The 25,007-nt window shown below is 62.6% G+C and carries 18 protein-coding genes; 9 read left to right on the top strand and 9 right to left on the bottom strand.

What is annotated here, in order from left to right; genetic code table 11:
* Positions 1 to 18: 18 nt before the first annotated feature.
* Positions 19 to 735 carry a Cys-Gln thioester bond-forming surface protein gene (locus tag KF691_01740; protein ID MBX3388158.1) on the bottom strand — a complete coding sequence of 239 codons (717 nt, stop codon included), beginning with the start codon at positions 733 to 735 and terminating at the stop codon, positions 19 to 21.
* Positions 736 to 1,122: 387 nt separating this feature from the next.
* Between KF691_01740 and KF691_01735 the strand changes: the two genes are divergently transcribed.
* The 5 genes from KF691_01735 to KF691_01715 all read left to right on the top strand — a co-directional run bounded on the left by KF691_01735 (position 1,123) and on the right by KF691_01715 (position 9,779).
* Positions 1,123 to 2,754, top strand: coding sequence for a hypothetical protein (locus KF691_01735; protein MBX3388157.1), 1,632 nt, complete (start codon positions 1,123 to 1,125; stop codon positions 2,752 to 2,754).
* Between the two features lie 119 nt (positions 2,755 to 2,873).
* Positions 2,874 to 4,493, top strand: coding sequence for a hypothetical protein (locus KF691_01730; protein MBX3388156.1), 1,620 nt, complete (start codon positions 2,874 to 2,876; stop codon positions 4,491 to 4,493).
* A gap of 64 nt (positions 4,494 to 4,557) precedes the next feature.
* On the top strand, positions 4,558 to 8,718 hold the full coding sequence (gene dnaE, locus KF691_01725; protein ID MBX3388155.1) for a DNA polymerase III subunit alpha: 4,161 nt from the start codon (positions 4,558 to 4,560) through the stop codon (positions 8,716 to 8,718).
* Between the two features lie 114 nt (positions 8,719 to 8,832).
* Positions 8,833 to 9,255, top strand: a complete 423-nt coding sequence (locus tag KF691_01720; protein ID MBX3388154.1) for a transposase — start codon at positions 8,833 to 8,835, stop codon at positions 9,253 to 9,255.
* Positions 9,144 to 9,779: an IS630 family transposase gene (locus KF691_01715; protein ID MBX3388153.1), complete on the top strand. Its 636-nt coding sequence runs from the start codon at positions 9,144 to 9,146 to the stop codon at positions 9,777 to 9,779. The genes KF691_01720 and KF691_01715 overlap by 112 nt, the downstream gene beginning before the upstream one ends.
* Before the next feature lie 95 nt (positions 9,780 to 9,874).
* Here KF691_01715 and KF691_01710 read toward each other — a convergent pair whose 3' ends face one another.
* The 4 genes from KF691_01710 to KF691_01695 all read right to left on the bottom strand — a co-directional run bounded on the left by KF691_01710 (position 9,875) and on the right by KF691_01695 (position 16,338).
* Positions 9,875 to 12,190, bottom strand: a complete 2,316-nt coding sequence (locus tag KF691_01710) for a hypothetical protein (protein MBX3388152.1) — start codon at positions 12,188 to 12,190, stop codon at positions 9,875 to 9,877.
* 46 nt (positions 12,191 to 12,236) lie between these two features.
* Complete coding sequence (locus KF691_01705; GenBank protein ID MBX3388151.1) at positions 12,237 to 13,610, bottom strand: trypsin-like peptidase domain-containing protein; 1,374 nt, start codon at positions 13,608 to 13,610, stop codon at positions 12,237 to 12,239.
* 224 nt (positions 13,611 to 13,834) lie between these two features.
* Complete coding sequence (locus KF691_01700) at positions 13,835 to 15,031, bottom strand: hypothetical protein (GenBank protein MBX3388150.1); 1,197 nt, start codon at positions 15,029 to 15,031, stop codon at positions 13,835 to 13,837.
* The gene (locus tag KF691_01695; GenBank protein MBX3388149.1) at positions 15,028 to 16,338 is read right to left on the bottom strand and encodes a B12-binding domain-containing radical SAM protein; all 1,311 of its coding nucleotides are present in this window, start codon (positions 16,336 to 16,338) and stop codon (positions 15,028 to 15,030) included. Before KF691_01695 ends, KF691_01700 begins: the two co-directional genes overlap by 4 nt.
* A gap of 248 nt (positions 16,339 to 16,586) precedes the next feature.
* Between KF691_01695 and KF691_01690 the strand changes: the two genes are divergently transcribed.
* Positions 16,587 to 17,312, top strand: a complete 726-nt coding sequence (locus KF691_01690; GenBank protein MBX3388148.1) for a hypothetical protein — start codon at positions 16,587 to 16,589, stop codon at positions 17,310 to 17,312.
* On the opposite strand, the gene KF691_01685 is transcribed toward KF691_01690, so the two are convergent.
* Entirely contained in the window at positions 17,309 to 18,757 is a 1,449-nt protein-coding gene (locus KF691_01685; protein ID MBX3388147.1) for a UbiX family flavin prenyltransferase, read from the bottom strand. The genes KF691_01690 and KF691_01685 overlap by 4 nt on opposite strands.
* 6 nt (positions 18,758 to 18,763) lie before the next feature.
* On the opposite strand from KF691_01685, the gene KF691_01680 reads away from it, so the two are divergent.
* Together KF691_01680 and gmk are read left to right on the top strand one after the other, a co-directional pair.
* Positions 18,764 to 19,792 carry an aspartate carbamoyltransferase catalytic subunit gene (locus KF691_01680; GenBank protein ID MBX3388146.1) on the top strand — a complete coding sequence of 343 codons (1,029 nt, stop codon included), beginning with the start codon at positions 18,764 to 18,766 and terminating at the stop codon, positions 19,790 to 19,792.
* A gap of 85 nt (positions 19,793 to 19,877) precedes the next feature.
* A complete protein-coding gene (gmk, locus tag KF691_01675) occupies positions 19,878 to 20,501 on the top strand; it encodes a guanylate kinase (GenBank protein ID MBX3388145.1) in 624 nt (207 codons plus the stop codon).
* 180 nt (positions 20,502 to 20,681) lie between these two features.
* On the opposite strand, the gene KF691_01670 is transcribed toward gmk, so the two are convergent.
* The 3 genes from KF691_01670 to KF691_01660 form a co-directional block, all read right to left on the bottom strand.
* The gene (locus KF691_01670) at positions 20,682 to 21,554 is read right to left on the bottom strand and encodes a GAF domain-containing protein (GenBank protein ID MBX3388144.1); all 873 of its coding nucleotides are present in this window, start codon (positions 21,552 to 21,554) and stop codon (positions 20,682 to 20,684) included.
* A gap of 70 nt (positions 21,555 to 21,624) precedes the next feature.
* Positions 21,625 to 22,113 carry a hypothetical protein gene (locus KF691_01665; protein MBX3388143.1) on the bottom strand — a complete coding sequence of 163 codons (489 nt, stop codon included), beginning with the start codon at positions 22,111 to 22,113 and terminating at the stop codon, positions 21,625 to 21,627.
* Positions 22,114 to 22,236: 123 nt separating this feature from the next.
* Positions 22,237 to 23,310: an Mrp/NBP35 family ATP-binding protein gene (locus tag KF691_01660; GenBank protein MBX3388142.1), complete on the bottom strand. Its 1,074-nt coding sequence runs from the start codon at positions 23,308 to 23,310 to the stop codon at positions 22,237 to 22,239.
* Between the two features lie 387 nt (positions 23,311 to 23,697).
* Between KF691_01660 and KF691_01655 the strand changes: the two genes are divergently transcribed.
* Entirely contained in the window at positions 23,698 to 24,765 is a 1,068-nt protein-coding gene (locus tag KF691_01655; GenBank protein MBX3388141.1) for a hypothetical protein, read from the top strand.
* Positions 24,766 to 25,007: the final 242 nt, after the last annotated feature.

Below are 25,007 nucleotides of genomic sequence, written 5' to 3'. Positions count from 1 at the left end.
TGGGAGGGATCGAATGAATCACCGGCGACGGCGACCGGCGACGAGGAGGCCGCCGAGGCCTGCGAGTGCCGCGGCACCGGGCGTCGGCACCTGCACGAGCTGATCCTGGTAGCTGCCGCTCGCGATGCCAAGCACCTGATTCGACGACCCACCCGTCTGCAGATACGACATGGCGGTCGCGTACAGGTTCGTCGCGATGCTGACCACGCCGCTCGAGAGGGCGCTTCCGTTGGTCTTCTTGGCGCGGAAGTTTCCGGTCGTGAAGCTGCTCGCGGTGATCGAGGCGCTCGGGCCGTCGGTCACGATCTCCCAGATCGCGAGCTGGAATGCGGTCGCGTAGTCGTTCGACGTCGCGGCGATCGCCTGCGCACCGTTGGCGGCGACGAACAGAGCGCGGATCGCGTCGGCCTTGGCCTGGCCCATCGGCGAGGAGCCCGGCATGATCTCGATCTGCTCGATGGTGTATGTCTTGGTGGTACTCGTGACGTACTGCGTCAGATCGGTGCAATAGGTGAGGTGGTTGCCGTTCAACCAGCCGTAGCCGCCCGCGGCGTTGCTCAACTGGTGATTCAACTGTCCGGCAAAGACGTTCTTCGAACTGCCGTTCAGCGTCATCGTGACATTCTGTCCGGCGCCCTTGCCGAGGTATTTCACGCTGATCGAAGGACCCGCCGACGCAAACGAAGCAAAGGCGGCGATACCGGTGAACGCGATGATGTTGTTACGGATCTTCATGTCTTCTCCCCTTCCATAAGGAACTGCCGCGACCGGAACCGGTGCGGATGGGCTGCCTGCCCCTTCAACGCAAACATGACATGTGGGGAGCCCCGAACCCACCGTTTGGCACGCGCGGCAACAAATTGCGCGACCGCTGCGCTGCCTGCGACGGCACAGGCGTCAGATCCGACAGGTTTTTCGATCGCTGGCGTAGGCAAATGGCCTAGGCGGCCTGCTGACCGAATCGGAGCCGCCGGATGCTGCCCAAAATTTTCAGCCGTCGCAACAGATATTGGACTTGCCAAGGGGCATGCCCGCGCGTTCCACTATCACAAAGCCCCTTCAGACAGCTCTTTGGATTCGCGCCTCGTCGTTCGGATTTTCGGAGTCCCGAAAGGAGGCCACATGAAGAAGGCCTTGTGCGCAGCCGCGGCAGCAGCAAGCATCGGTATGGGTGCGCGAGCCGCCGACCCTTCGCTCATCGATATCGCCATTTCGATTCTGAATGAAGCGGTTCACGCCCCCGTGCCGACCGTGCTGGGACCGCTGGTGACGGCGGCCGAGAACGCCGACACGATCGCGATCGCGGGCCTTGAGACGTGGTGCGGCCTGCGCGATCGGCAGATTCTGTTGCAATTGGTCTCCGCCGGCAGTTCGCAAAGAAGGGATCTCGAACGGCAACTCAAGGCCGTGCAGGAAATGAAGAGTGTCCTGAATCGAATCAAGCAGAAACGCCAGGCTGAAGAAAAGAAAAAGAAGGAGGACGGGTGGGATCCGTTCTATGCGCGATACATGGCGACAGGCCCGATCGTGCTTCCGGGATCGAACTCGTTTTCATTGCTTGTCGATGGCTTTGAGGATCTGGCGGGTGATGCGCCGCCGGGTCCGATCGTCGCCCTGACCGCGCCCCCATGGTGCGGCGATACCAACTGGCTGTTGAGCGTTCTCTCGAGCAGCGCGACGGCTTCGTTTACTCCCGCGCCCGGTCCGCCGGGAACGTTTTCGGTTTCGATCACGTCGTTTTCGCAGACGATTGGTTCGTTTGACCTTGGGCCGGGAATGCCGACGGGCATCAACACCGCTTCACTCAACAAATTCGGTTCACCCTCGACGGGGAGCATGACGCCGACCGGGCTTGTGGACATGTACTGGGAGGGAAAGTACATCAATTCGGTTCACACCGGTCGATCGCCGATTTTGTTCTTCGCGGCGACCCACGGCGTGCTGAGCCCGACCGGCGAAGCCGTCATGATGGCGGATGATCCGATGATCGTTCCGATGCCGCCGGGAATCGCACCGGAAGGCGAACCCTGGCTGCGCGGGGCCGCGGTCTATGCGTTTGATTCGACGACGATGACGCTCCGCATGAACGAGAACACGGTCGTTATTCCCGCCGGACCGCCGGAAAACCCGGACCTCGCGATGATGCGGGACTGCGAAGGACGGCACACCTACCGACCGGCCGAGGATCCCGCGATCGGCGCCAAGATCAGCATCCCGCCGATGCCGTACACCGGCATGTCCGGCGGGATGCACACGTTCGGCGACGTGCCGTTCGCCGTCTACAACGGACTCTTCACGCTGATGGAAGGAATGGTGCGCGATATCAAACTCGACCCCGACGGGCTCATTTTCGAAGGCGTGCTCGACGTGACCCCCGCGACCTATCCGGTTTTTTCGCGTTCGTGCAATCAGATCATGAACGCACCGGGGCCGCGGAGGCTGGCATTCGCGACCGCAGCCACCGTTGCGGACCTCGTTGATCGGACGGCAACTTTCACGACCGGCGCTGTTATGCCCTTCCCGGAGGTTTTCGCGCTCGAGGCGACGGGAAGCGTCGCCTGCCCGGCCGACCTGAACGGAGACGGCTTCGTGGATGACGGCGACTTTGTTCTGTTTGTCATGAGCTACAACGAACTCGTCGTACCGCCCGCCAGCCCTTGGTCGGACATCAACGGCGACGATTTCGTCGACGACGCCGACTTTGTGATTTTCGTCACCGCGTACAACGCCCTTCTGTGCGGCGACGCTGAGTAGGAATCGCCGCGGCTTTTTGCCGAGGCGGAGAGCACATTTCAAGATGCGGCACGGGCCGCGAAGCGCGACGCGTCTGAAGCGCGGTGCACCGTCTTGGCTTTCTCTGAAAGGAGAGGGGCATGCTGCACCCAAGATCAATCCCGACCGCGATGGCCGCGGCGCTCACGCTGCTTGCGAGCAGGGCCAGCGCGAACGACCTCGTCGATCTCGCGAAAGAGATCCTGAACCAGGTCATCCACGCGCCCGTTCCCGCCACGATCGCCCCGGTCGTGACGCTCGCCGAAAACTCCGACACGGTCGCGATCTCCGGTCTCATCATCTGGTGCGCGCTTCGGGAGCGCGAGCTGCTTGCCGAGAACATCGACGCAAGCCCGTCGCGCAAACGGGAGATCAAGCGGCAGCTCAAGGCGATTCAGCAGATCAAGGGAAAGGCGGCGGCCGTCCAAACAACCATCCTCGCGAAAGAAAAAAAGGCCAGAGAAAAAGGATGGGATCCGTTCTACGCCCGCTTCGCTCCGATCGGTCCGCTCATGATCCCGGGCCCGAATACATTTTCGCTCGTGATCGACGGTTCTGAAGACGAACCCGGAGACGCGCCCCCCGGACCGATGGCCTCGCTCGTCACGCCATTTTTTTCGGGCGAGACCTCTCCGTTCGTACCGGTGCTGACGAGTTCCGCCCAGGCGGATTTTCTGCCGGCGATTCCGCCGTTCATGACAGTTCAACTCAACTCGTTTTCGCTCACGCTTGATTCGTTCGATCTCATGCCGGGGATGCCGACCGGTCAGAACAGCGGCTCGCTCGACCCCTTCGGCACGCCGCCGGTCGGACTCTTCGACGCGGCAACCGGGCTCCTGTCCATCCGCTTCGAGGGCGTGTACGTCAACAACATCCACAGCGGTCCTGCTCCGATCGTTTTCTTCGCATCCGCATTGGGATCACTCGCGGGCTCTCCGCCGGAGGCAATTGTGGTTGCCGGCGATCCGATGATTGTCCCCGAGCCGCCCGGAATGACCACGCGTGAGAACCCTGTCTTGTACGGAGGTTCGCTGCTGAGCTACGACGCGCCCGGCGACAGCATCCTGATGCTCGAAAACACGACGGCAGCCGGCTCCCCGGATATCGCGATGGCACGGGATGCCGAGGGAAGGTTCACACACCTCCCGGGCGAGGACCCTGCCAACGGCGCCGTATTCACGATCGGTCCGATCGTCAGGTCGGGCAGCGTCGGGCCATTGCTCACTTTCGCGGACACCGGCTTCAGCCTGGTCAAAGACTCGATCGTGCTGTTGCAGGGAACGATCCGCGACATCACGCTCGATCCGCAAACGCTTGTCTTTGATGGATCGCTTGAGACTAGTTCTGCGCCGCTTCTGTTCGGAGGGTCTCGAGTCTGCAATCAGATCATTGCCGCGGCAGGCGCGAAACGCGTGGTGCTCGTGAACGGGGGAACCGTGACCGATCTCAAGGAGATCAGCGCCGGTTTCTCGCAAACCGCGCTCATGCCGTGGCCCGATGTTTTTCAGATCGAGGCGGTCGAGGGCATCGACTGTCCCGCCGACCTGAACGGGGACGGGCTGGTGGAAGATACCGATTTTGTGATCTTCGTCGCGAGCTACAACGCTCTGGTCGTGCCGCCGGCCTCCCGGTTTGCGGATCTTGATGAAGACGGGCTCGTGAACGACGATGATTTCGTGCTTTTCGTCGCGGCGTACGACGCGCTCCTGTGCGATCAATAGCCACGCGGCTTGCTGTCGGTTGGAGCCGACGACGCGCACAAAGCGGAGGGGTATCCTGTCGGAGATGGGAACGGAAGCCCCAACCAAGCCCGCGCCGCAGCCGCTCCCCCGCGAGCAGCAGTTCGCCCATCTGCACCTGCACACCGAGTACTCCCTGCTCGACGGCGGCAACCGCATCGACAAGCTCGTCAAGCGGGTCGCCGAACTCGGCATGACCAGCGTCGGCATTACCGATCACGGGAACATCTTCGGGCACATCGCGTTCTACCAGACCTGCAAGGACAAGGGCATCAAGCCGATTCTCGGCGTCGAGGCGTATGTCACCCCGCCGGGCAAGCCGCGCACCGATCGCACCTACTCAGGCGGAGGCGAGGGCGGGTACCACCTCGTCCTGCTCGCGGAGAATCTCACCGGCTGGAAAAACCTGCTCGTTCTCTGCTCCGAGGCGTATCTCACCGGCTTCTACTACAAGCCCCGCATCGATCGCGAGCTTCTCGCAAAGCATTCCGAAGGGCTCATCGCGATCAACGGCCACCTGGGCAGCGAGATCGGCGAACACTTGCTCGATTTCGAGCGTTCCCAGGACCAAAAGTTCTGGGATCTCGCGGTCGAGAGCGCCGAATGGCACGCGAAGATTTTCAATAAAGGTGTCAAGGTGTCAGGGTGTCAAGGTGCCGAGCCTGCATCTTCGCTCGACACCTCGACACCTCGGCACCTCGGCACCTCTTCTTTCTTCATCGAGCTGCAGCACCACGTGCGCGAGCAGAACTCGATCAACAAGCATCTCATCAAGCTCGCGCAGGAACTGAAGCTCCAGCTTGTTTGCGATAACGACGCGCACTTCCTGAAGGCCGAAGATCACGACGCCCACGACACGCTCGTGTGCATCTCGACCGCGCGCAACAAGGACGACACCGACCGGATGCGCTATCCGGAAGAGCTGTACGTCAAGAGCCCGCGCGAGATGCGCGAACTCTTCGATCAGTACGGCGCGATCGGCAAGGCGGCGTGCGATGCGACCGTCGAGATCGCGGAGCGCTGCAACGTCGAATTGCCGCTGGGCGTGAATCACGCGCCGATGGTGAAGATCCGCGTGCCCTCGAAGAAGGATCTCCCGAAGCACGACGACAAGAAGTACAACGGCGACCTGTCCGCCTGGTATCGCGACTTCTGCTCGAAATTTGAGCTTCAACCGTTCGAGAAAGAGCCCACGAAAGACGAGATCGAAGAATCAAAGAAAGCGTGCGACGCGGCACTCCGCATGCTCGCCGATGCGGGATTCATCTGGCGCTACGGGCCCGAAGCAGCCGACTCGAGCACGGACCGGGCAGACAAGACCGCCCGGCTCGAGCGCGAGCTCAAGATTCTCTGCGACAAGAACATCGCGGCGTACTTCCTCATCGTCTGGGATTTCGTCAACTGGGGCCGGCAGAACAACGTCCCCGCGCTCGCCAGAGGTTCGGGCGTCGGCACGATGGTGGGTTACGTGCTCGGCCTTTCCAACGCATGCCCGGTGCGGTACGGACTGCTCTTCGAACGCTTCACCGACCCGGATCGCAGCGAATACCCCGATATCGATATCGATCTCTGCCAGGACGGCCGCGCCGACGTGATCAACTACGTCCGCAGGAAGTACGGCCACGTCGCCCAGATCATCACGTTCGGAACAATGAAGGCGCGTGCCGCGGTGCGCGACGTCGGGCGCGTATTCAACTTGCCCCTGTCCGAAGTCGACAAGATCGCCAAGCTGATCCCCGAGCAGCTCAACATCACGATCGAGGATGCGCTCGAGAAGGAGCCCGATCTCCGCAAGCTCTACGAGAACGATCAGCGCATCGCCCGCCTGCTCGACAACGCGCGCACGCTGGAAGGTCAGGCCCGGCACGCGAGCGTGCACGCCGCGGGAGTGATCGTCGCGACGCGCCCGCTGCACGAGATCGTGCCGCTTTTCAAGCAGCCGCAGGCGGAAGAGCACGAGATCGTCACGCAGTGGGACGGCCCCACGTGCGAAAAGATGGGCCTGCTCAAGATGGACTTCCTGGGCCTGCGGACGATCTCGATCGTCGCGCGGGCGCAGAAGCTGATTCGGGAAGCGCTCGACGAAGCCGCGATTTTCGGTGCGGTTGGCCGCAAGCCGGGCGACGGCGGCCCGCATCCGCTCGATCTCGATCGCCTCAACTTCGACGATCAGACTGTCTTTGAGCTCTTCCGGCGGGGCGAGACCACGGGCGTCTTCCAGTTTGAATCGCCGGGCATGCGCCGCCTGCTCGTCGAGATGAAGCCCGACCGGCTCGAAGACCTGATCGCTGCCAACGCGCTCTTCCGCCCGGGTCCGATGGATCTCATCCCCGATTACAACCGGCGCAAGCACGGAACCGAAGTTGTTCCCAAGGTGCACGAGATCGTCGATCGCTACACCGCCGAGACCTACGGCGTTATGGTCTATCAGGAACAGGTCATGCAGATTGTGCATGGCTTGGGAGGAATCAAACTCCGCGACGCCTACACGCTCATCAAGAACATCAGCAAGAAGAAGCACGACAAGATCGACAAGGAACGCCCGAAATTCATCGAGGGCGCTCAGAAGCAGGGCCTGAGTAAGCAGCAGGCGCAGGATCTCTTCGATCTGATCCTGAAGTTCGCGGGCTACGGCTTCAACAAGTCGCACTCGACCGGTTACGCCATCGTCGCGTATCAGACGGCGTACCTCAAGACTTACTTCCCCAATCAGTACATGGCGGCATTCCTCACCTTCGAAAGCCAGGCCCAGAAAGCCAGCGATTGGATCAGCTATCTCGAAGACTGCAAGAAGTGCCGCTTCGTCGAACCCACAGGCGACCCCGCGAAGGTGGGGCGAACGATCAAGACGGGCGTCGAAGTGCGCCCGCCCGACATCAATCTTTCCGATGCCGAATTCGCCGTCGTCTACGTCAATGACGAGGCTCACACCGCACACAACGGTCACGTCCGCTTCGGCCTGAAGGCCATCAAGGGCACCGGCGACAAGGCGATCGAGAAGATCATCGCCGAAAGGGGCGGAGGGGCAAAGGGACAAAGTGGCAAAGGGATGGAAACGGACAAGAGCGATTCCGCCTCTTCTCCCTCTGCCCCTCTGCCACTTTGCCCCTCTGCCCCTTCTTTTTTCTCCTCCCTCTTCGACTTCTGCGAGCGCATCCCGCAGGGGACGATTACCAAGTCCGCCATCGAAGCCCTCATCAAGTGCGGCGCCTTCGATAGCGTGCACGGGCGCGACAGCCGCGCCGCGATGGTCGCGACGATCGAGCAGGCGATCAACGCAGGGCAGAAAATCGCCGCGGATCGCGCCGCGGGTCAGGGCGCGCTCTTCGGGTTTGGCGGATCGGAGCCGCCGGCTTCCGTCGGTGCGAGCAGTTCCACCACCAACCTCGCCCGCGCCGACAAGTGGATCGAGAGCGAAACACTCCGCTACGAAAAGGACATCCTCGGCTTCTTCGTCAGCAGCCATCCGATGGACGCGTGGAAGCGCTGGTCGGGCGTGTTTACGACTTCCACGATCGCGGGCGTCAAGGCGAGCCAGCAGGACGCGCGCGTGATCGTCGCGGGCATCGTGCAGGGCGTCCGCACGCTGATCGTCAAGAACGGCCGCAGCGCGGGCCAAAAAATGGCGGTCGTCACCGTCGAAGACCAGAGCGGGTCGATTGAATGTGTTGTCTTCGCCGATGCGTTCTCGCGTTTCAGCCATCTCGTCGAGACCGACAAGATCATCTTCGTGCTCGGGCGCGCCGACCTCTCGCGGGGCGAGCCGCAGATCGTGGTCGATCGCCTCGTTCCGATCGAGGGTTCGCCGCTTTCGCCCGGACGTCTTCAAGTCCTCATCGACGAGCGCAAGCTCAACGGCACCAGCCTGAACGCGCTCGATGCGCTCGCAAACGTCCTCAAAGCGCACGCCGCGGGGCGCCCGACCGCCGGCTCAAACGGAACATCGAACGGTGACACCGAGCTCGAATCCATCCTCGCCCGCCACTCCATGACGCCGTTCCCCGTCGAACTCGCCATCGGCACCATGACGCACACGGCGATCCTCACCGCCCCCGGCCTGCGCGTCGGCCTCAAGCCGCAGCTCCTCGCCGACATCGAGTCCGCCCTCGGCCCCGCCTCCGCCCGCATCGTCGGGGGCGTCTCGGTCGAATTGAACGAAAAGAAACCGTGGGAAAAGAAGTTTGCGAAGAGCAGCTCCGACGATTAGAGCGGCTTGCATGATTTCGTAGCGCCTGTACGGCGCACGGTCGGGTTGCGCGAACGGGGTTTGTGGTGTAGCTTGAGTTCGGCGTCGGAGTGGCGCCGAGTTGGAGCTGCACGGATGGCTGCTGCGTACTCACAGGATCTTCGGGATCGGATCATTCGGGCGTACAAACGCGGCATGACCACCAGCCAGATCGTGCGGCTGTTCGAGGTCAGCCCGGCATGGGCCCGTCGCGTCAAGCAGCGGCTCACCGAGAGCGGCGAAGCCGGGCCGCGGAAGGTGGGCTCGCGTGGGGTCCGCAAGATCGACCACGAGCGTCTGGCCGTGCTGGTCCGGGAGCAGCCCGACGCCACGCTGAAGGAACTGCGTGAGCGCCTGGGGGTGCAGTGTGCCGAATCGGCGATCTGCCGCGTTCTCCAGAAGCTCGGATGGTCGTTCAAAAAAAGACAATCCACGCGCAGGAGCAGGACCGCCCGGATGTCGCAGAACGCCGCGAAGAGTGGAAGACCGGACAAGCCGGACTCGACGCCGGCCGCCTGATCTTCCTGGACGAGACCCCACCCCAAACCTGGGCCAAGACCAACATGACCAGGCTGCGGGGGCGGGCGCCGCGTGGCGAGCGGCTGGTAGCCAAGATGCCGCACGGCCACTGGAAGACGACCTCGCTGATCGGGGCGCTGGGCATCGGCGGCGTTCGTTGCTCGACGGTGGTGGACGGGGCGATCAACCGTGATGTCTTCGACGCGTTCGTCGAGCAGGTGCTCGTGCCCGAACTCAAGCCGGGGGACGTGGTGATCCTCGACAACCTGTCGAGCCACAAGAGCGAGAAGGCACGAACGCTGATCGAATCACGCGGAGCGCGGCTGGAGTTCCTGCCGCCGTACTCGCCCGATCTGAATCCCATCGAGATGGTCTTTGCCAAGATCAAGCAGCTGCTGCGATCGCTGGCATGCCGCACGAAAGAAGCTCTGTGGAAGGCGATGCAGTCGGTCCTGGACCAGATCTCCCCATCCGACGCCGCCAACTGCTTCCGCCACTGCGGTTACTCGCTACGCAAAGACTGAAACCGCTCTAGTCGTCGCCCCGCGGGACTTTCGGTTTTCGGTGCCGAGAGGCCGCGCGCAGATATGCGGCAAGGAACCTGAACCGCGCCGGGTGCCTATCTGTCGTCGGCGTCCTCGTCAGATTTCGGCATCTCTTCACTGCTCTGAGCCGGCTTGGCACCCGGCTTCACAACAACGGTGCGTCCCTGCGTCATCCGCTTCACCGCCATCTTGAACTCGCCGCCGGTTTTCACGGCGTCCTCAAAGTCTTTCACACTCGCGACCGGCTTGTCGTTCACCGACCTGATCGTCTCGAGCGGCTTGAGCCCCGCGACCGCGGCACGTCCGCCCCGCTCCACTTTCGCGATGATCACGCCGGTATCTTCCGGCTTCATCTGGAAGTAACGGCGAACCTCGTACGTGATGTCCTTGACGGTCAATCCCAAGTCCTCACTCTTGAACTTTGCCGCGGCTTCGTAGTGAGACGGGCCCAGCGTCACGACCATCGGAAACTGCAGCGTCTTGCCTTCGCGAACCGCCTCGATCGTGTAGCCGGTGCCGAAGCCCATGTCGGTAAGCGAACGAATGACGGGCGTCTCGGCGTTGCCCCACGGAGAAGGAATCCGATCCATGTATTCCTCGGGCACCCGATCGAGATACTCCCAGTACCTGTCCATGACCGAGCCCATGCCGTTATCCTCAACCTCGATCTCCAGGGGCTTGGGCTGGCCATCGATCTGAATTCGCAGCAGCACATCGCCGACTTGCATGCCGGCTTGCGCCGCGGGTGAGTCCGCGTACACATACGTCACGATCCCGCCGCTGCGACCTCCGTTGGTCAACTCGACAATGTCGTTGGCGCGGGCAAGATCCGGGTTCATTCCCTGCATCTCGACACCGATCCACGCGAGCCGCAATTCATCTTCCTTGCTCAACGGCTTGTTGTCGGCGTCGTATGCGCTCTTTCCCTGGCGCAAAGCGTCGCGCACGACATCCGACGGAACGAGTTTGTCGTCGCCGGAGCGCGAGTACGACCGATCGCCGGTGTTCAATCGGTCACGCCGGCCCATGGGAACGGCGGCGATCTCGCCATCGAGCGTGAACAAGAAGGTGTGGTAGGCCAGTCCCCGATCGTCCCAGCGGCCGCCTCCGGAGACCGCCGTCATCGACGGATAGAGCACCCCGCGGAAGCCTTCCTCAAAGTCGCGCACGCGCTGAGTTCCGAAGTGCGCCGTGCGCGTCTCGCCCTTGACCGCGATCGACCCCTGCACGAGCAACCGGTCCCGAAGATCCGTCACCTGGCCCGCACGCAGCTTCGCGCCGGTTCCGATGCTCTCATCAAACGTCGCGACCATTCCCTGCCAATCACGCAAATTCCCGGCAAACGTCGCCTGCCTTTCCGATCCGCCGGGGAAGTGCACCGTGATTTTCTCGAGCCGCGCCGTCGTCTTTGGATTGAACCCGGCGGGGATCAGGATCGTTCGGTCGTCCACCATCAAGCCCGGGCCGAACCATTCGGTCTGCACGCCGTCGTCGCTGTCGCGGAAGTAGCTGCGCCGTCGCTCGGAGCCGGTCGCCGGGCTCCGAAACTGGATGTGCACGCGCGGAACCTGCATTTCCGAGGCCTCGCGGATCTTCGCAATCGCGTCGCTCCATTGATCCGATGAAACACACAGTTTCTTCGCCGGGTCGATCCGCCACGATCCGTCCACGCGAAGGTGACCGCCGCTCAAGATCGTCACGGGCGTGTCGTCTCGATCGACGAGCAAAGTGTTTCCCGCACCGCGTGTGGTCGCATTTCCCTGTTCCGTCACCATGACCCCGCCCGGCGCACCCGACGCGGTGACAACCCACTCCCCGTCGATCTTGTTGTACCGGATCCCGACCGCAGGCTCGCCCGCATCGGCACCGAACGAGAGCGGCTTACCGCCGTTGATCGGACGCTCCAGCTTCAGGAACATCCCGGGCTCGTCCGCGAGATAGCCGTCCACGGTTGCCGCAACGGCCTCGTCGCCCAGGCGCACGACGATCGACTTCACGAATCGCGGATGCAGGGCCAGCTCGGCGGTGAAGACCCGATCGGGCGCGACCAAAAAGCCGCCCGCCGTCACCGGCCGCTCCTCGCGCATCACCTCGCTCCACGAGTCGGTGATGAAGCTCGCCGACACCGAGTCCGCCATCGACTTCGAAACACAACCGCCCGACGAGGGCATCGTCAGAATGTCGTAGGGCGCTTCGCCACCATCAAAGCGAGGCGTGACCTCGACCTGAACAAATGAACCCTTGAGCTTCGCGATCATCGAAGCCAGTTCCGCCGGTGCGGGACTGGCGCTCCTGATGGCGGGCGATTCCCCTTCCTGCACGGCGCGCACCTCGGCTCCCAGCAACGAACCCGCCATGACGACCAGGCACAAGCCCAAGTAATTCCGCATTCCGCACCTCTTTTCAAGGCGACCGCTCGATGCGCCGCCGCGTTCTTCACTCGCGATCAAAGTCCCGATGGAAGTCCAGCACAACCTGCCGCGTCAGCCCGCCCCGCAGAACCGTGAGCACGATGCGAGACTTGCTCTCGACGTTTGCGACCAATTCAGCGTGGAGCGATTCCACATCGGCGAGCGTCGCGACTTCTTTTCCGTCGATTTTCAGGATGATGTCATTCCCCGAAAGCCCCGACCCCGACGCGTTGCCGGGGTACTTCGTCGCGTGCACGAAGACGCCCTGATTGCGATGGAAGTAGAGCTCGGGGTTGTCGAACTGATTGATTTCCTTGATGGTCATGTCCCAGCGCTTGAGCGCCAGCTCCTTGCCCTCAACAGCGCCTTTTTCCCGCGGCGTAATCTCCACAGTCAGCTTCTCGCTGCCGCGCTGCACGACAAACGTCGCGGGCGTGTTCTTCGGCAACAGCCCGAGCTTGCGGCGCACCGCCGGCAGATCCTCCTCGGTGAGCCCGCTCAACTCCGCGCCGTTCACGGAGAGCAGCCGATCGCGCGGCCGGATCCCCGCGCTTCGCGCCGGACTATCGAGGTCGGTCTCTGCGACCATCACTCCCGTCGCCCCCTCGAAATACGTGTCCTTGTTGAAATCGCGCAGTGGCTGCAACTGCAGGCCGAACCACGTCCAATTCACCTTTGAAAACTGGCGAATCTGTGCGATCAGCACCGAGACGGTGTCCGAAGGAATCGCAAATCCCAAACCTTCCGCCGAGCCGCTCGTTCCGCGCGCGTTGATGCCCACCACTTCTCCGTCGGTGTTCACCAGCGGCCCGCCCGAGTTCCCCGGATTGATCGCGGCGTCGGTCTGAAGCCACAGGCTGTACTCGCTGATGCCCTCGAGGTAGCGACGAACGCACGACACGATCCCAATGGAGACCGAACGATTCAGTCCCCAGGGCGCACCCATCGCCATCACGAAGTCGCCCTCGTGAAGCTTGGAGGAATCGCCAAACTGCGCGAACGGCAGCGCCGCATCGCCGGGTTTTTGACGCAAACGGATGAGCGCGAGATCCGTGTCCTTATCGCTCCCGATCACCGTCGCCGGCAAGGCGCGCCCATCGGTCAGAAGGCACCGCACGTCCTGTGCCTTGTCGATCACGTGCCAGTTTGTCAGCACTTCACCGTCCGAAGAAATGATCACCCCCGAGCCGGAGATTTGCTGCGCCTTCTTCTCTCCCCGGTCGTTGTCTTCCCGCACCACGCGGATGTAAACGACGGCCGGAAAGACCTTTGATTTTCCCTTCTGCACCGTCTCGCGGAAATCGATCGCTGAATCGGGCGATCGGGCCGGCTCAACGCCACGGCTTTGTGTCGCGAGCGCTGCCGCGATCACCGCGGCGCCGCCCAGCGTTCTGATCATCGATGCTCGAATCAAAGTGCCTCCTTCGCCCGGGACATTCCTCCATCCAATTGGAATGCACCCTTTCTCGGCGCGTTCGACCGCGCCCCGTCCCGCCGTGACACATAACTCCGCACACAAGTTTCCCCGACCCTGCACAACGATTCTCACCATTCCCTTGTTCGACGGGCACGCTCTATCGGTTACAAAACAGACTCTACTTCATTTCAGAAAACCGTGCTCTCCTACTTTCGGTTCCGCGTTATTCGCTCGACGGCGTCGCCGAGCGCCCGCCGCTCCGCCGAGGACAATGACCGATCAAAGTCAAGGTGAAAGCGGAGCGCCCGGACGTTGGCCTCCGTTTCCAATTCGACCGGCAGTCGCTCGAATTCGATCCGCTGCCCATAGAGGTGCATGCTCATCCCCAGCTCTCTGAGGCTCTTCTGGGCGTACAAATCAAGAACCCATGGCGCGGGCGGTTTCTGCCGGATCGCTTCGCGGATACTCGCCATCGACGGGTTTTTCTCTTGGTACAGCAGGACCGGCGGCGGCTCCCACGCGGGCGGGTAGTCGGCCCGAACATGCCGCGAAAGCTCCCGCAACCCTTCTTCGATTCTTCCGCCACGCAGTGCGCTTTCGGCGCGATACCGCCGCTCCTGCTCCGGCAGCATCGCTCGCGCCGGATTGATCCAAATCACCAGCGCCGAACCGGCAAATACCAGAGCCCCCTTCGGCATCGTCGAAGTTTGAACGATTGCCATCGCCCCCGTTCGCCTGGCAAGCGCCGCGGCAAGAAGCATTGCGAGCGCGAGCGGAATGATCGCGATCGTCGCGACGGCTTGCGTTTCAATCGCCCGGTTGGCGATCTCGCGCTCGACCTCTGTCAGCTGCATGCCGCCCATCAGGTCAAAGAGCGGTCTTGGCATCAGCGAGGTCGCCACCAAGACCGCGGCATTCGAAAAGAACAAAACCGGAAACACCATCGCCGCAAACGAAACGCCGAGCAGGTTTGAGAGAATTCGCGCCGCGAAAAGCACCCGCCAAGCCGACACGATCGAGAGCGTCCACGCATTCGCGCGAACGGCATCGACCGGCGAAAGGAATTGCTCGTACGGAATGCCGTACAACCACGCCATCGGCGCCGAGATCCAGAACAATCCGAGAAACGCCAGATAGCGCTTGCCCCACTGCTTCCACACGTCCGCTTTCGCTGCAAATACGCACGCCAACCCGAACAACACAAACGAATTGATCAGCGTTACGCCGATGCCGCGCAGCAGCACATGCCATTCGGCGGGCAAGTACGCGTTGTCGTAGTACCGCGCGACGCCTCCCGAAAACACAAAGAGGAGTCCCACGGGCAGCGCCCAGCGCGAATTCGCAATCGCTTCGATTTCGCGTCGCGAGCCCAGCAGGCACATAACAACGCTGCGCGTTGTCATGCCGCGGCCCCGCTCCGGCTCGAGTTTGAAGGGCCCATTCGTTTCGACCAGACCGATTGGCGAATCTCCTGTCGGTGCCGTGCCGGTTCACGATCAAATGTCATACGCACGAGATGGCGAAAACCGTTCTCGAGCGCCTCCGGCGAAAGCTTGTCCGGCTTGTACGTCAGGTCGAAGAGCGTGTACGACTCCCACCCTCGGTCGGGCAGCAGACGGTTCTCGGCGCGAAGCCGCCGAGAGAGCGCCGTGCCGGGAAACGGAGTCTGCAGGGTCAATTGAACATCCGCGAGCGGCGCATCTTGGAGAAACTCCGCCAGCAATTGCAGCGATTCGTAGTCCTCACCGTCCGCGCCAACGACGAAGCATCCGATCGCGGCAACTCCCGCCTCCTGGATCCGCTGTGCCGCGTCCATGACCCGCGCGAGCGATGCACCTTTCGCGCCCATCCCCTTGTAGCGCAGCTCCATCGTCTCAACGCCGAAGAGCACCTGCACGCAACCTGATTCTGCGAGCCGCTCGAGCACATCGGGCCGCTCACCGATCCGCCAGTCCGCCTCCGTGAAATAGCGAATGCCCGATTTCGCGAACAGATCGAGGAGAGCGCACGAATCGCGCCTGCCCGCGAACGTGTTGTCGTCCGCCAACTCCACGAGCGGACGGCGCTGCAGCGCTCTGATCGCTTCAATTTCCCGCTCGATCTGCTCGAGTGGCTTCTCGCGGAACGGACCGAGCAGCCGGCTCGCACCGCAGAATTCACACGCGAGCGGACAACCCCGCGCGGTCTGGATCGTGTAGCGCGGCCGTTCCCTTTTCCCCAACAGATCCAGCCGCGGCAGAGGCGCCTCGCGCAGATCAAACGGCGCACGCGGCGAATACATCCGCCGCAACTCGCCCCGCTGCGCATGAAGCAGCAGCTCCCTCCACGTTGATTCTCCGTCCCCGATCACGACCGCATCCGCGTGCGCAATTGCTTCCTCCGGGAGCGCCGTCACATGCAGCCCGCCCAGAACGACCGGAATTCCCTCGACACGAAGCGCATCCGCCAGCGCATACGCCTCGAGAATCGAAGCGGTCAGAGCCGAGATTGCGACCAGATCGGGCCTCTCCGAGACAATCGATTCGACCAGCGCTTCATCGGCCGCGGGAGCTTCTCGAAAACTCACATGCCAATTCGCAGGCGTCATTCCTGCGAGGGTCAGCAGTCCGAGCGGCGGCAGCGCCGCGATCGCTTGCGCCCGGTCGTGCAGCCCCGGCAACGACATCCCCAGCGCGCCCATCTCCTTTTCGCGCACCCGAAACCCGGACATGCCCACCAAACACACCCGCGGCATAGTGCCTCCAATCGTAGTAAGCACTAACTAATACGGGAATGGCGTGCCGGTGTTTTCACCGATCCGCCATTTTCGCGCGAAAAATCAGCCGCCCGCAAGTCTCGCTTGCTCTTGTGCTTATCGAGAGACCACGCGGAACGGCGCTTTGGTCGGCTGGCACCACTGCAATTTGTCCCGCAGCTTGTCTGACCGGGGAATTGCCCGACCACCCCTTGGAGCCGCAAATGCGCCGTGTCCTGATCGCCTGTGTTGTCTCTGGAATTTCATCCGCGTCGCTCGGCGGCGTCAGCCTTGTGTCAAACGAAGCCTCGTTCGCCACGAGCGACACCATTCAGTGGTCCCAGTTTGGCCCCACCGGTGCGTCCGTTCCCGGCTTGGTCGGGGGAACTTCCGTCAGCGGTCGGAGCTTCTGGGCGGAGTCCTATTCGAGCGATGCCTCCGGTCTCAGCCGCGTCGATCAATGGGCGGGCGCTCCCGATCCCTTCTCGGGCTGGGCGGGAAACTTTGGCGCCAACGCAGCGCTGCTCCGCGTTTCCGGCCAAGATCTCGTGTCGCCACCGACGACCGATGCACGACTCTCGCTGACTTTCTCGGAAGCGATCCGCGGATTCGGCGCCCAATTCGATGCTAGTTTCTCGAACTCGTGGATCATGCACGTCGGGGTGTTCGATGTCGAAGACAACATGATCGGCCTCTTCGATCTCTCGATGAAACGCATCGTCGGGAGCATGGCCGACAACTCCGCCAAGTTCATGGGGGTGCGCTCCGACTCCGCGAACATCGCACGCCTCGAAATCTGGGCGACCGCGATCTACAACACCGACTTCGGCCCAATCATCGCGCCCGACTATTTCGCCATGAACTTCGGACGTCTGGAAATTCCCGCTCCGGGGAGCGCACTCCTCGCGATCGGTCTCGGTTCGATGCTCGCGCGTCGCCGCCGCATCTAATCCGCCTCGCGCTCCGCTCCCTCCCACCTCGTCTTCAGATCGTGCTCCACCTTCAACAGATCGAGCACCTTCCCCACCGTGAAATCCACGATCTCCCCTACCGAATCCGGCAACAAGTAAAACCCCGGGTTCGGCGAACAGATCGTCGCGCCCGCCAGCGCGAGCGTCTCCATATTGCGAATATCGATCAGGCTCAGCGGCATCTCGCGGTGGCACACAATCAGCGGCCGCCTCTCCTTCAGCGTCACCATCGCGGCGCGGCAAAGCAGATTGCTCCCGCTCCCGCTCGCCATCGCGCCCAGGCTCGCGCTCGAACACGGGATCACCACCATCCCGTCGTGTATAAAACTCCCCGAAGCGATCACCGCGCCCACATCCTTGTTCGGATGGACGATCAATCGCTCCGACAGCTCCGCCACTCTCGACCTCGTCGCGGCTTTCGCCAATCTCGGACACAGCGATGCCAGATCGATCGCCCTGACCCCCGATTCATCAAAGAGCAGGCGCTTGCCGTAGTCACTCACCACGAGGTGAATCTCGTGGCCGCCGCCAAGAAGAATCTCGAGCAATCGCTGCGCATACCACGCGCCCGATGCTCCCGAAATCCCCACAACAAACCGTCTGGCTTGTTTCGGCGATGCAATCAATCCCGACTTCCCGCGCTTCTTCGGCACGCCTGATCTTTCGCCCGGTTTCTCTCGCCCGATTCGCGGCTTGACCTCTTTCTGCAAGGAACCCACTATTCTCCCGCGGCCGGGGCCGTGCGGACTCTTGCTCCAACGCCCGACGGACCGAAGGAAGACGCTATGAAATTGCGCCTCACGACTCTTCTCACGCTCTCGGGCACGATCGCGCTCGCGTCCTGCGCACGCGAATACGCCAACTACCCGCCCATCACCGGTGACGAGTTCGCGATCAAAAACGTCAACAACAGCCCCAACATGAAGAACGCCATCGCCGCGGCAGTCCGCTGGACGGCGATGCGCTACCCGCCCCCCGGTGGCGACAACGCGCCCTTTGCGATCAATCTGCCCGCCGGCTCGTCCGAAGAGACCTACCAGCGAATCGCTTCGATCGTGGGCCACGGCGTGCAGCCCATCACCGAAGCCAACTCCACCTCGCTCCCGATCTATCACGTCACCCGCGTCTGGCTCCGGGGCGAGATCGCACGCATCGACGTCGTGCGCCCCGTCTTCGAAGTCGCCGACAAACCCACCGGCGGTCGCGTCTACCGGGGTGTCGAGGTGCGACTCGCAGGCGGCTGGAACCCGTGGCACGTGACGGGCTCGAGCGAATATGAGATCGGCGTGCTCGAACCGCCGGCGCTCCACATTCCCGGAACCGCCGCGGATGCACCGAAACTCTCCAACTCCGTGGACGACGAGTTGCCCCCGCAGCCGATGCAGCGGGTCGACGATTCGGAAGACAAGTAAGCCCGTTACCATGTCCGCATGGTGAAGTCGCGCAAAGGGCGCCGGCGAAATGCCGCGCCGGGCAAATTCGGCTCGCAGTGGCCGCACAAAGACCTGATCGGGCTTCAGGGCGTCCCAGCCTCGCAGATCCGCGCGCTCCTCATGGCCTCTCGGAAGTACGTGGACGTCACCACCGACGTCTCCGGTTCACCGCTCCAGGGCACGACGATCGCCAACCTGTTCTTCGAAGATTCGACGCGTACCCGCACCAGTTTCACCAACGCCGCTCACCGCCTCCGCGCGCACGTTTCCAATCTGCTCGGCGCGTTCTCCAGCGTCACCAAGGGCGAAACGCTCATCGACACGGCGCGCAACGTGGAAGCCATGGGAGCGCACGCGCTCGTCATCCGCGCCCGCCACGCCGGTGCCGCGGCACTCATCGCCTCCAACGTCCACTGCCCGGTCATCAACGCGGGCGACGGCAAGCACGAACACCCGACGCAAGGCCTGCTCGATATCTACACGCTCGCCGAAGCCCACAAACGCCTGAGCGACTTCGACATGAAGGGCCTGACCGTCGCGATCGTCGGCGATGTTGTGTCTTCGCGCGTTGCGCGATCGACCATCGCCGGCCTCACGACCCTCGGCGCCCGCGTCGTCTGCGTCGGCCCTGCCGGACTCGCTCCGCGCAGCCTCGAGTCGCTCGGCACCGGCGTCCGAGTCACGCACGATCTCGACGGCGTGCTGCCAAAGGTCGATGCCGTCATGATGCTCCGCGTGCAGTTCGAGCGCCACGATGCGCCGCCCGACCCCGCGGGCAAGAGCTCCCCCGCCATCGCCTCCGTCCGCGAGTACAAGTCGTTCTTCGGAATGACCGCTCAGCGCGCCGGCCGCCTCAAACGCGGCGCCGTCATCATGCACCCCGGCCCGATCAACCGCGGCATCGAGCTCGACCCCGACGTCGCCGACGGGCCGCAGTCCGTCATCCTGCGCCAGGTCACCGTCGGCGTCGGCGTCCGCATGGCGGCGCTCGAAGCGTGTTCGCGGGCTTGCTCCCGGTCGTCGTGAGAATCCCGCCCGTTTGGCTCGCCGCTCCGCTCCGGCAGCATCCGCGCCGCCCCGCCCCCACCCCCCGCGCATAAACTCGCCGCCGATGCCTCCTCCTGCACACCGTTTGCCCACCGATACCGACGACGGAATGGTCGTCATCATCTCCGGTCCATCGGGCGTCGGAAAGACGACAATCACCCGCGGCATCGAGCGCTCCATCTCCGATGCGGTCTTCTCGGTCTCGTGGACCACCCGCCCTTCGTCGGGTATCGACGTCGAAGGCGTCGACTATCACTTCGCCACCGACGATGAATTCGAGGCGATGAACGCCAAAGGCGAGTTCCTCGAGACCGCCGGTGTTTACGGAAAAATGTACGGCACGCCCAAGGGCTGGGTCTTCGAGCAACTCAAGCGGGGACGGCTTGTGATTCTGGAGATCGATGTCGTCGGCGCCGTCAACGTCAAGAAACAGATCCCCGACGCCTTCGCGATCTTCGTCCTCCCTCCGAATGAAGAAAGCCTGCTCGAGCGCCTGCGCGGGCGCCGACGCGAAGAGGAGTCCGCGATCCAGAAACGATTCGCGCAGGCTAAGGCCGAAATCCAGCAGGCCCGCATCTGCGGCGTCTACGACCTCTTCCTCGTCAACGAGCACCTCGACGATGCGCTCGGCAAAGCCATCAAGGCGATCGGTGTCGAACGCGAGCGAAGACGCATGACCACGAGATGACAGATCTATTTCATCTGAATCTTTTTCGATTTTTCGGATGCCACAGCTACCTGAGAGTTAGTGGCAGCACTCTCGTGCAATTGGGCGTAGGAAATCTGCTGGCTCGCATACTTACCGTACCTCTCTACCACTTCGCGGAGATTTCGCCCTTCCTGAAGAGTGTTCGGCTTTGCCATGGAGCTACTCCCCTTTTAGATGCTCGCATAATCCTATCAGATACGCCAGATCGGCGACAAGAGTTTCTAAGTCGAGAGAAAGCAAGTTCGGCTCAGTAGCGTCAATATTCACGACCCCCAGCCTGGAATTCCGTACTGTTACGGGTATTGAAAGAATCGACCGATAGGCGGGCGAATCCGGAAAAAAGGGAAGCATATCTGAGCTCTGCGTGTCCGGTACGAGCGTGACTTTCCCAGTCAGGAGGGCACGCGAAGCTCCCGGCTTATCAGACGCCAATTCATGAGAGCGGCTTCCGTGTGCCCTTCGGACGTCATGACGGTCGTAACGAAGAGGGACGAAATACTCCTTTCCCTCTTGAACTTGGAGGACCGACCAATTTGCGCTGATCACTCTTCGGTCCAGACCGAGGTGCTGAGAAAGGCAGTCCGCAATGTTCGCCAAAATTGCGGTTTGAAGGTGCTCAACCTGCGATTGAAACTTTGGTTGGTTTCGGCTCCTGTCATCCAGCGCTTCGACGAGTTGCCCAGTTGCCCCAGCGGCATCACTATTAAGCTCTCCGATTCGACGCCAAACGTCTTGCCTCGCTTGATGCACCGCAGCTATCGCGTCTTCTTTCTCCAGCTTTTCAAGCCGACTTTCCGCTTCCTTCAAATACGCGACAGCTGCAGCAGAGACACCAATCGCAATCAAGACGGCCACCTTCAATGAAGGCTTCAGCGAGCCGGAACGAACCAAATCCAAAAGCAAAGGGGTCAGCAGGGGCACTACCACAACCAAAAGTGGAAACCCAACACGCCCAATTATCCAAGGAAACTTTCTGGCAAGAAAAGCTCCGGGATACCAGACCCCGAGATCGTGAAACGTTAAGCGAGGCATTTCGAGAGAATACCGAAATCTCGGGTCGCGGATCCGCCCACTCTCTGACATGGCCGTTGCCGTTTGCGGTTCACCCCGCCCGATACATGAATTCTTCCTGCACGATCTTCCCGTTCTTCACGGTGTAGACGCCCACTTCGGTCATCGTCTCGCGCTTGGCGCTGCTCTTTGTCTCGACATCGATGATGAACTTCACCGCGAATCCCGTCGCGCCGACAAACGGCCCTTCGGCGCTGGCGCCGTGCACGACGTGATCGCTCGCCCACCACTCGTTCTTGGCGTCCACGGCCTTGCGCCCGCGCCACGCCTGGCTCACGCCGAATCCCTCGATCGACACGATCGACGGCGACCACATGTCGTTGAGATGCATCTTGCCGCTGTTGAAATCGGCGACCAGCTTGCTGCCGACCTCCATCGGGCTCATGCCGGAGCCGGTCTTGATGTTCTGCGGCGCCATCGAATCCTGCTTGTTCGATGTCTTCTTCTTTGCACTCGATTTGGCTTTCGAACCGCCCCGCTTCGATGCTTTCTTCGCCGGCTTCTTTGATTTCTTGGCCATGACCTTGTTCCCCTTTGTGCGTGTGGCGCACTGTCTGGGCCCTCCGCGCGCGACTCAAGCCGCCGCGGCAATCCCGCCGCCCGGTTTCGCCTCAACTTCAGGCCCCACGCAGGCTTACAACCGCTACGAGATCGTCAAGACCGGCTTCTGCGCGCCGCTCCGCATCGCCGCGAGCGCCGCCTGCGATTCGAGATTCGTCACGAGGTTCTCGAGCGCATCGCGCAGCCGACCGCCCGCGCCGTCCGTGCCCTCGAAGTTCGCGCTCGGGTCGCCCTTGTCGCTGTTCTCGCGCAGCGCCATCGTGATCGGCACCGCGCCGAGGAACGGCACGCCCAGGCGCTGCGCCATCACCTCCGCGCCGCCCCGCCCGAAAATGTCGTATGACTTCCCATCGTCGCCGACGAAGTAGCTCATGTTCTCAACCACGCCGAGCACATCGATGCCGAGCTGCTTGAACATGCCCGCCGCCCGCACCGCATCGTCCTGCGCCACTTTCTGAGGCGTGCACACGACGATCGCGCCCGTCAGCTGAAGCGTCTGCGCCATCGTCAGCGCGATGTCGCCCGTGCCCGGTGGCAGGTCGATGATGAGATAGTCGAGTTCGCCCCAGCTCGTCTGCTCGGTGAGCTGCTTGAACGCGCCGTGCGCCATCGGCCCGCGCCAGATCAACGGCCGATCCGGATCGACCAGTTTCCCGATCGTGATCGCCTTGATCCCGTGCACATAGAAAGGCTGGAGCCTTCCCGCGACCACCGCCTGCTCGAGCGCGCCGAGCCCGAGCATCGTCGGCATCGACGGTCCGTAGATATCACCGTCGAGCAATCCGACGGCCAGCCCCCGGCGCGCAAGACCGACGGCCAGGTTCAGCGCGATGCTGCTCTTGCCGACGCCGCCCTTGCCCGCGCCGACCGCGATGATGTTGCGCACGCCCGGCAGCGCGCTCGCGCCCGCAGGCTTCGCGCTCTTCGACAAGCCGGGAATTGGTTCGTGTCCCGCGCCGCCCGCGGGTGGGGTCGGCTGGCTTCGAGGCGGCGCGGCTTCTTGTGCACTCTTCGTCGTCATCCCTCCGAATCGCGCCGTGTGCACTACCGCGCCCGCATCGTCCACGAATTCGACGATCAACGAATCGACCGCTTCGCCGTTTCGCTGCGCGATCTGCGTGATCTTCGAGTGCGCGAGCTGCGCCACCTGCTGCATCACCGCCTTGCCCGCTTCCGGCGGCAGAAAGAGCCGGATCGACGCGTACGTGTCGCACGCGCTCACCCACTGCAGCGCGCCCGAGCTCACGAGGTCTTTTCCCCGCGCCGGGTCGGGAACCCCGGTCAGGCAGCTTGTCACAAAGTCTTTCGTCAGGGACATTCGGCGGGCCTTTCCGCGGCAAATTCGCGGGTTTGTTTCCTTCGCGATGCTAGCCGTGCCGGTCCGAAAGCGCGGCACATGCCGCACAGACGGATCGATTTGGGCTTTGTTTTCCGCGGTTTTGTTGTTCGGGCCGCAATACGGTGCTCTCTCCCCGGTTAAGCCGATGTCTCGGGCAATAAGCCCGTTGGTCCCAACCCTTTACCCGCTGGGTGGAGTCGAACGATGAAAGCCAAACTCTTTGCACTCGCGCTTCTTGTTGCGGCCGGCGCACCCGCCGCGATCGCCGAGCCCGCTTCGAATGAACCGGTCCTTCAGGGCCCCAAAGTCACCGACGGCGGCGTTCCCGGAACGCGCCGCAACTTCGGCGACGGACAGAGCAACGACCTCAAGCAGCGCCTCGCGGATCGCCCCATCCCGCAGATGGAGTTCATGCGGGCGATCGGCGCGCTCCGCGACGACAAGACGCCGGAAAACCTGCGCCTGACCGACGATCAGCAGGCCAGAATCAAGTCGATCAATCAGGAGTTCGAGCAGTCGATGCGAGAGTTTCGCCAGGCGCACAAGGGCGAATTCGAAGAAATGCGCGGCCAGTTCGGCGATCGCGGCCGCCCGCAGCGCGGTCCGGGTAAGCCCGATGCCGACGGCGAACCGATGATGCCGCCGCCGGATGCACCCAAGCCTCCCGAAGGAAAAGCCCCGAACGAAGCGGCTCGTCAGAAGTTCGAAGAGCTGCGCGCCCAGGCCCCCAATCCCAAGGATGCGCAGGCCAAGATCTTCGCCGTGCTCACCGATGAGCAGAAGCCTTTGGTGCAGGAGCGCCTCGAAGCGATCAAGAAAGACATGGCCGAGCGCGGCCTCGAAGGCAAAGCGCGTGAGGAAGTGCGCCGGCGCCTCCAGAAGCAGAACGGACCCGACGGCGCTCAGCGCAAGTTCGATCCGGAGAACCTGCCCCCTCAATTCAAAGAGCGCCTCGCCAACATGACGCCGGAAGAGCGCGAGCAGGCGATGCAGAAGATCCGCGAGCGCTTCCAGAACGGTCCGCGCGGCAATGATCAGCGCGGGGGCGACCAACGCGGCAAAGGCGATCGCGCCAAGGGCCCGCGCCAGGACGGCCCCGATGCACTCCCGCCCGATCTGCGCGAAACCTGGGAGAGCATGACGCCCGAAGAACGCCAGTTCCTGATCCAGAAGCTGCGCGAGAAGGCACGCGAGGAAGGTCGCGATATGCCTCCTCCGCGCCGCCGCCCCAAGCCGCCGCAGGACGACGCTCCTCCTCCGCCCGCCAATTGAAACGTTTCTGGCACAACCGACAGTTTTTTCAGCCCGCTCCACAAAGCGGGCTTTTTGTTCCAAACACAATACAAACAAACGATCAAATTCATGCTGAATTTGGGGTTTTGGGGCAGCGCACCTTCGCGGAAATCGAACAGAACAGGGGCGTGGACCGATAAATTTGTATACTCACCTGATCTCTCTCTCCTCCAGCGGGGCACTGTCTAGCGATAGTGCCCTGCTTCATTGTTGAGAACCGG

It is taken from the genome of Phycisphaeraceae bacterium, assembly GCA_019636555.1.
In the GTDB taxonomy this organism is placed as follows: domain Bacteria; phylum Planctomycetota; class Phycisphaerae; order Phycisphaerales; family UBA1924; genus JAFEBO01.
The sequence above is the reverse complement of the archived record's forward strand: the minus strand, read 5'-3'. Positions and strand labels throughout refer to the sequence as shown.

What these genes read in the sequence shown, in the direction of transcription:
- KF691_01730 (MBX3388156.1), top strand. Translation starts at nt 2,874, where the DNA reads ATGCTGCACCCAAGATCAATCCCGACCGCGATGGCCGCGGCGCTCACG.
- KF691_01695 (MBX3388149.1), bottom strand. Translation starts at nt 16,338, where the DNA reads ATGTCCGGGTTTCGGGTGCGCGAAAAGGAGATGGGCGCGCTGGGGATG.
- KF691_01705 (MBX3388151.1), bottom strand. Translation starts at nt 13,610, where the DNA reads ATGATCAGAACGCTGGGCGGCGCCGCGGTGATCGCGGCAGCGCTCGCG.
- KF691_01670 (MBX3388144.1), bottom strand. Translation starts at nt 21,554, where the DNA reads ATGCCTCGCTTAACGTTTCACGATCTCGGGGTCTGGTATCCCGGAGCT.
- KF691_01690 (MBX3388148.1), top strand. Translation starts at nt 16,587, where the DNA reads ATGCGCCGTGTCCTGATCGCCTGTGTTGTCTCTGGAATTTCATCCGCG.
- KF691_01655 (MBX3388141.1), top strand. Translation starts at nt 23,698, where the DNA reads ATGAAAGCCAAACTCTTTGCACTCGCGCTTCTTGTTGCGGCCGGCGCA.
- KF691_01715 (MBX3388153.1), top strand. Translation starts at nt 9,144, where the DNA reads ATGGTCGTTCAAAAAAAGACAATCCACGCGCAGGAGCAGGACCGCCCG.
- dnaE (MBX3388155.1), top strand. Translation starts at nt 4,558, where the DNA reads ATGGGAACGGAAGCCCCAACCAAGCCCGCGCCGCAGCCGCTCCCCCGC.
- KF691_01710 (MBX3388152.1), bottom strand. Translation starts at nt 12,190, where the DNA reads ATGCGGAATTACTTGGGCTTGTGCCTGGTCGTCATGGCGGGTTCGTTG.
- KF691_01685 (MBX3388147.1), bottom strand. Translation starts at nt 18,757, where the DNA reads ATGGTAACGGGCTTACTTGTCTTCCGAATCGTCGACCCGCTGCATCGG.
- KF691_01680 (MBX3388146.1), top strand. Translation starts at nt 18,764, where the DNA reads ATGGTGAAGTCGCGCAAAGGGCGCCGGCGAAATGCCGCGCCGGGCAAA.
- KF691_01700 (MBX3388150.1), bottom strand. Translation starts at nt 15,031, where the DNA reads ATGACAACGCGCAGCGTTGTTATGTGCCTGCTGGGCTCGCGACGCGAA.
- KF691_01665 (MBX3388143.1), bottom strand. Translation starts at nt 22,113, where the DNA reads ATGGCCAAGAAATCAAAGAAGCCGGCGAAGAAAGCATCGAAGCGGGGC.
- KF691_01740 (MBX3388158.1), bottom strand. Translation starts at nt 735, where the DNA reads ATGAAGATCCGTAACAACATCATCGCGTTCACCGGTATCGCCGCCTTT.
- gmk (MBX3388145.1), top strand. Translation starts at nt 19,878, where the DNA reads ATGCCTCCTCCTGCACACCGTTTGCCCACCGATACCGACGACGGAATG.
- KF691_01735 (MBX3388157.1), top strand. Translation starts at nt 1,123, where the DNA reads ATGAAGAAGGCCTTGTGCGCAGCCGCGGCAGCAGCAAGCATCGGTATG.
- KF691_01660 (MBX3388142.1), bottom strand. Translation starts at nt 23,310, where the DNA reads ATGCAGCAGGTGGCGCAGCTCGCGCACTCGAAGATCACGCAGATCGCG.
- KF691_01720 (MBX3388154.1), top strand. Translation starts at nt 8,833, where the DNA reads ATGGCTGCTGCGTACTCACAGGATCTTCGGGATCGGATCATTCGGGCG.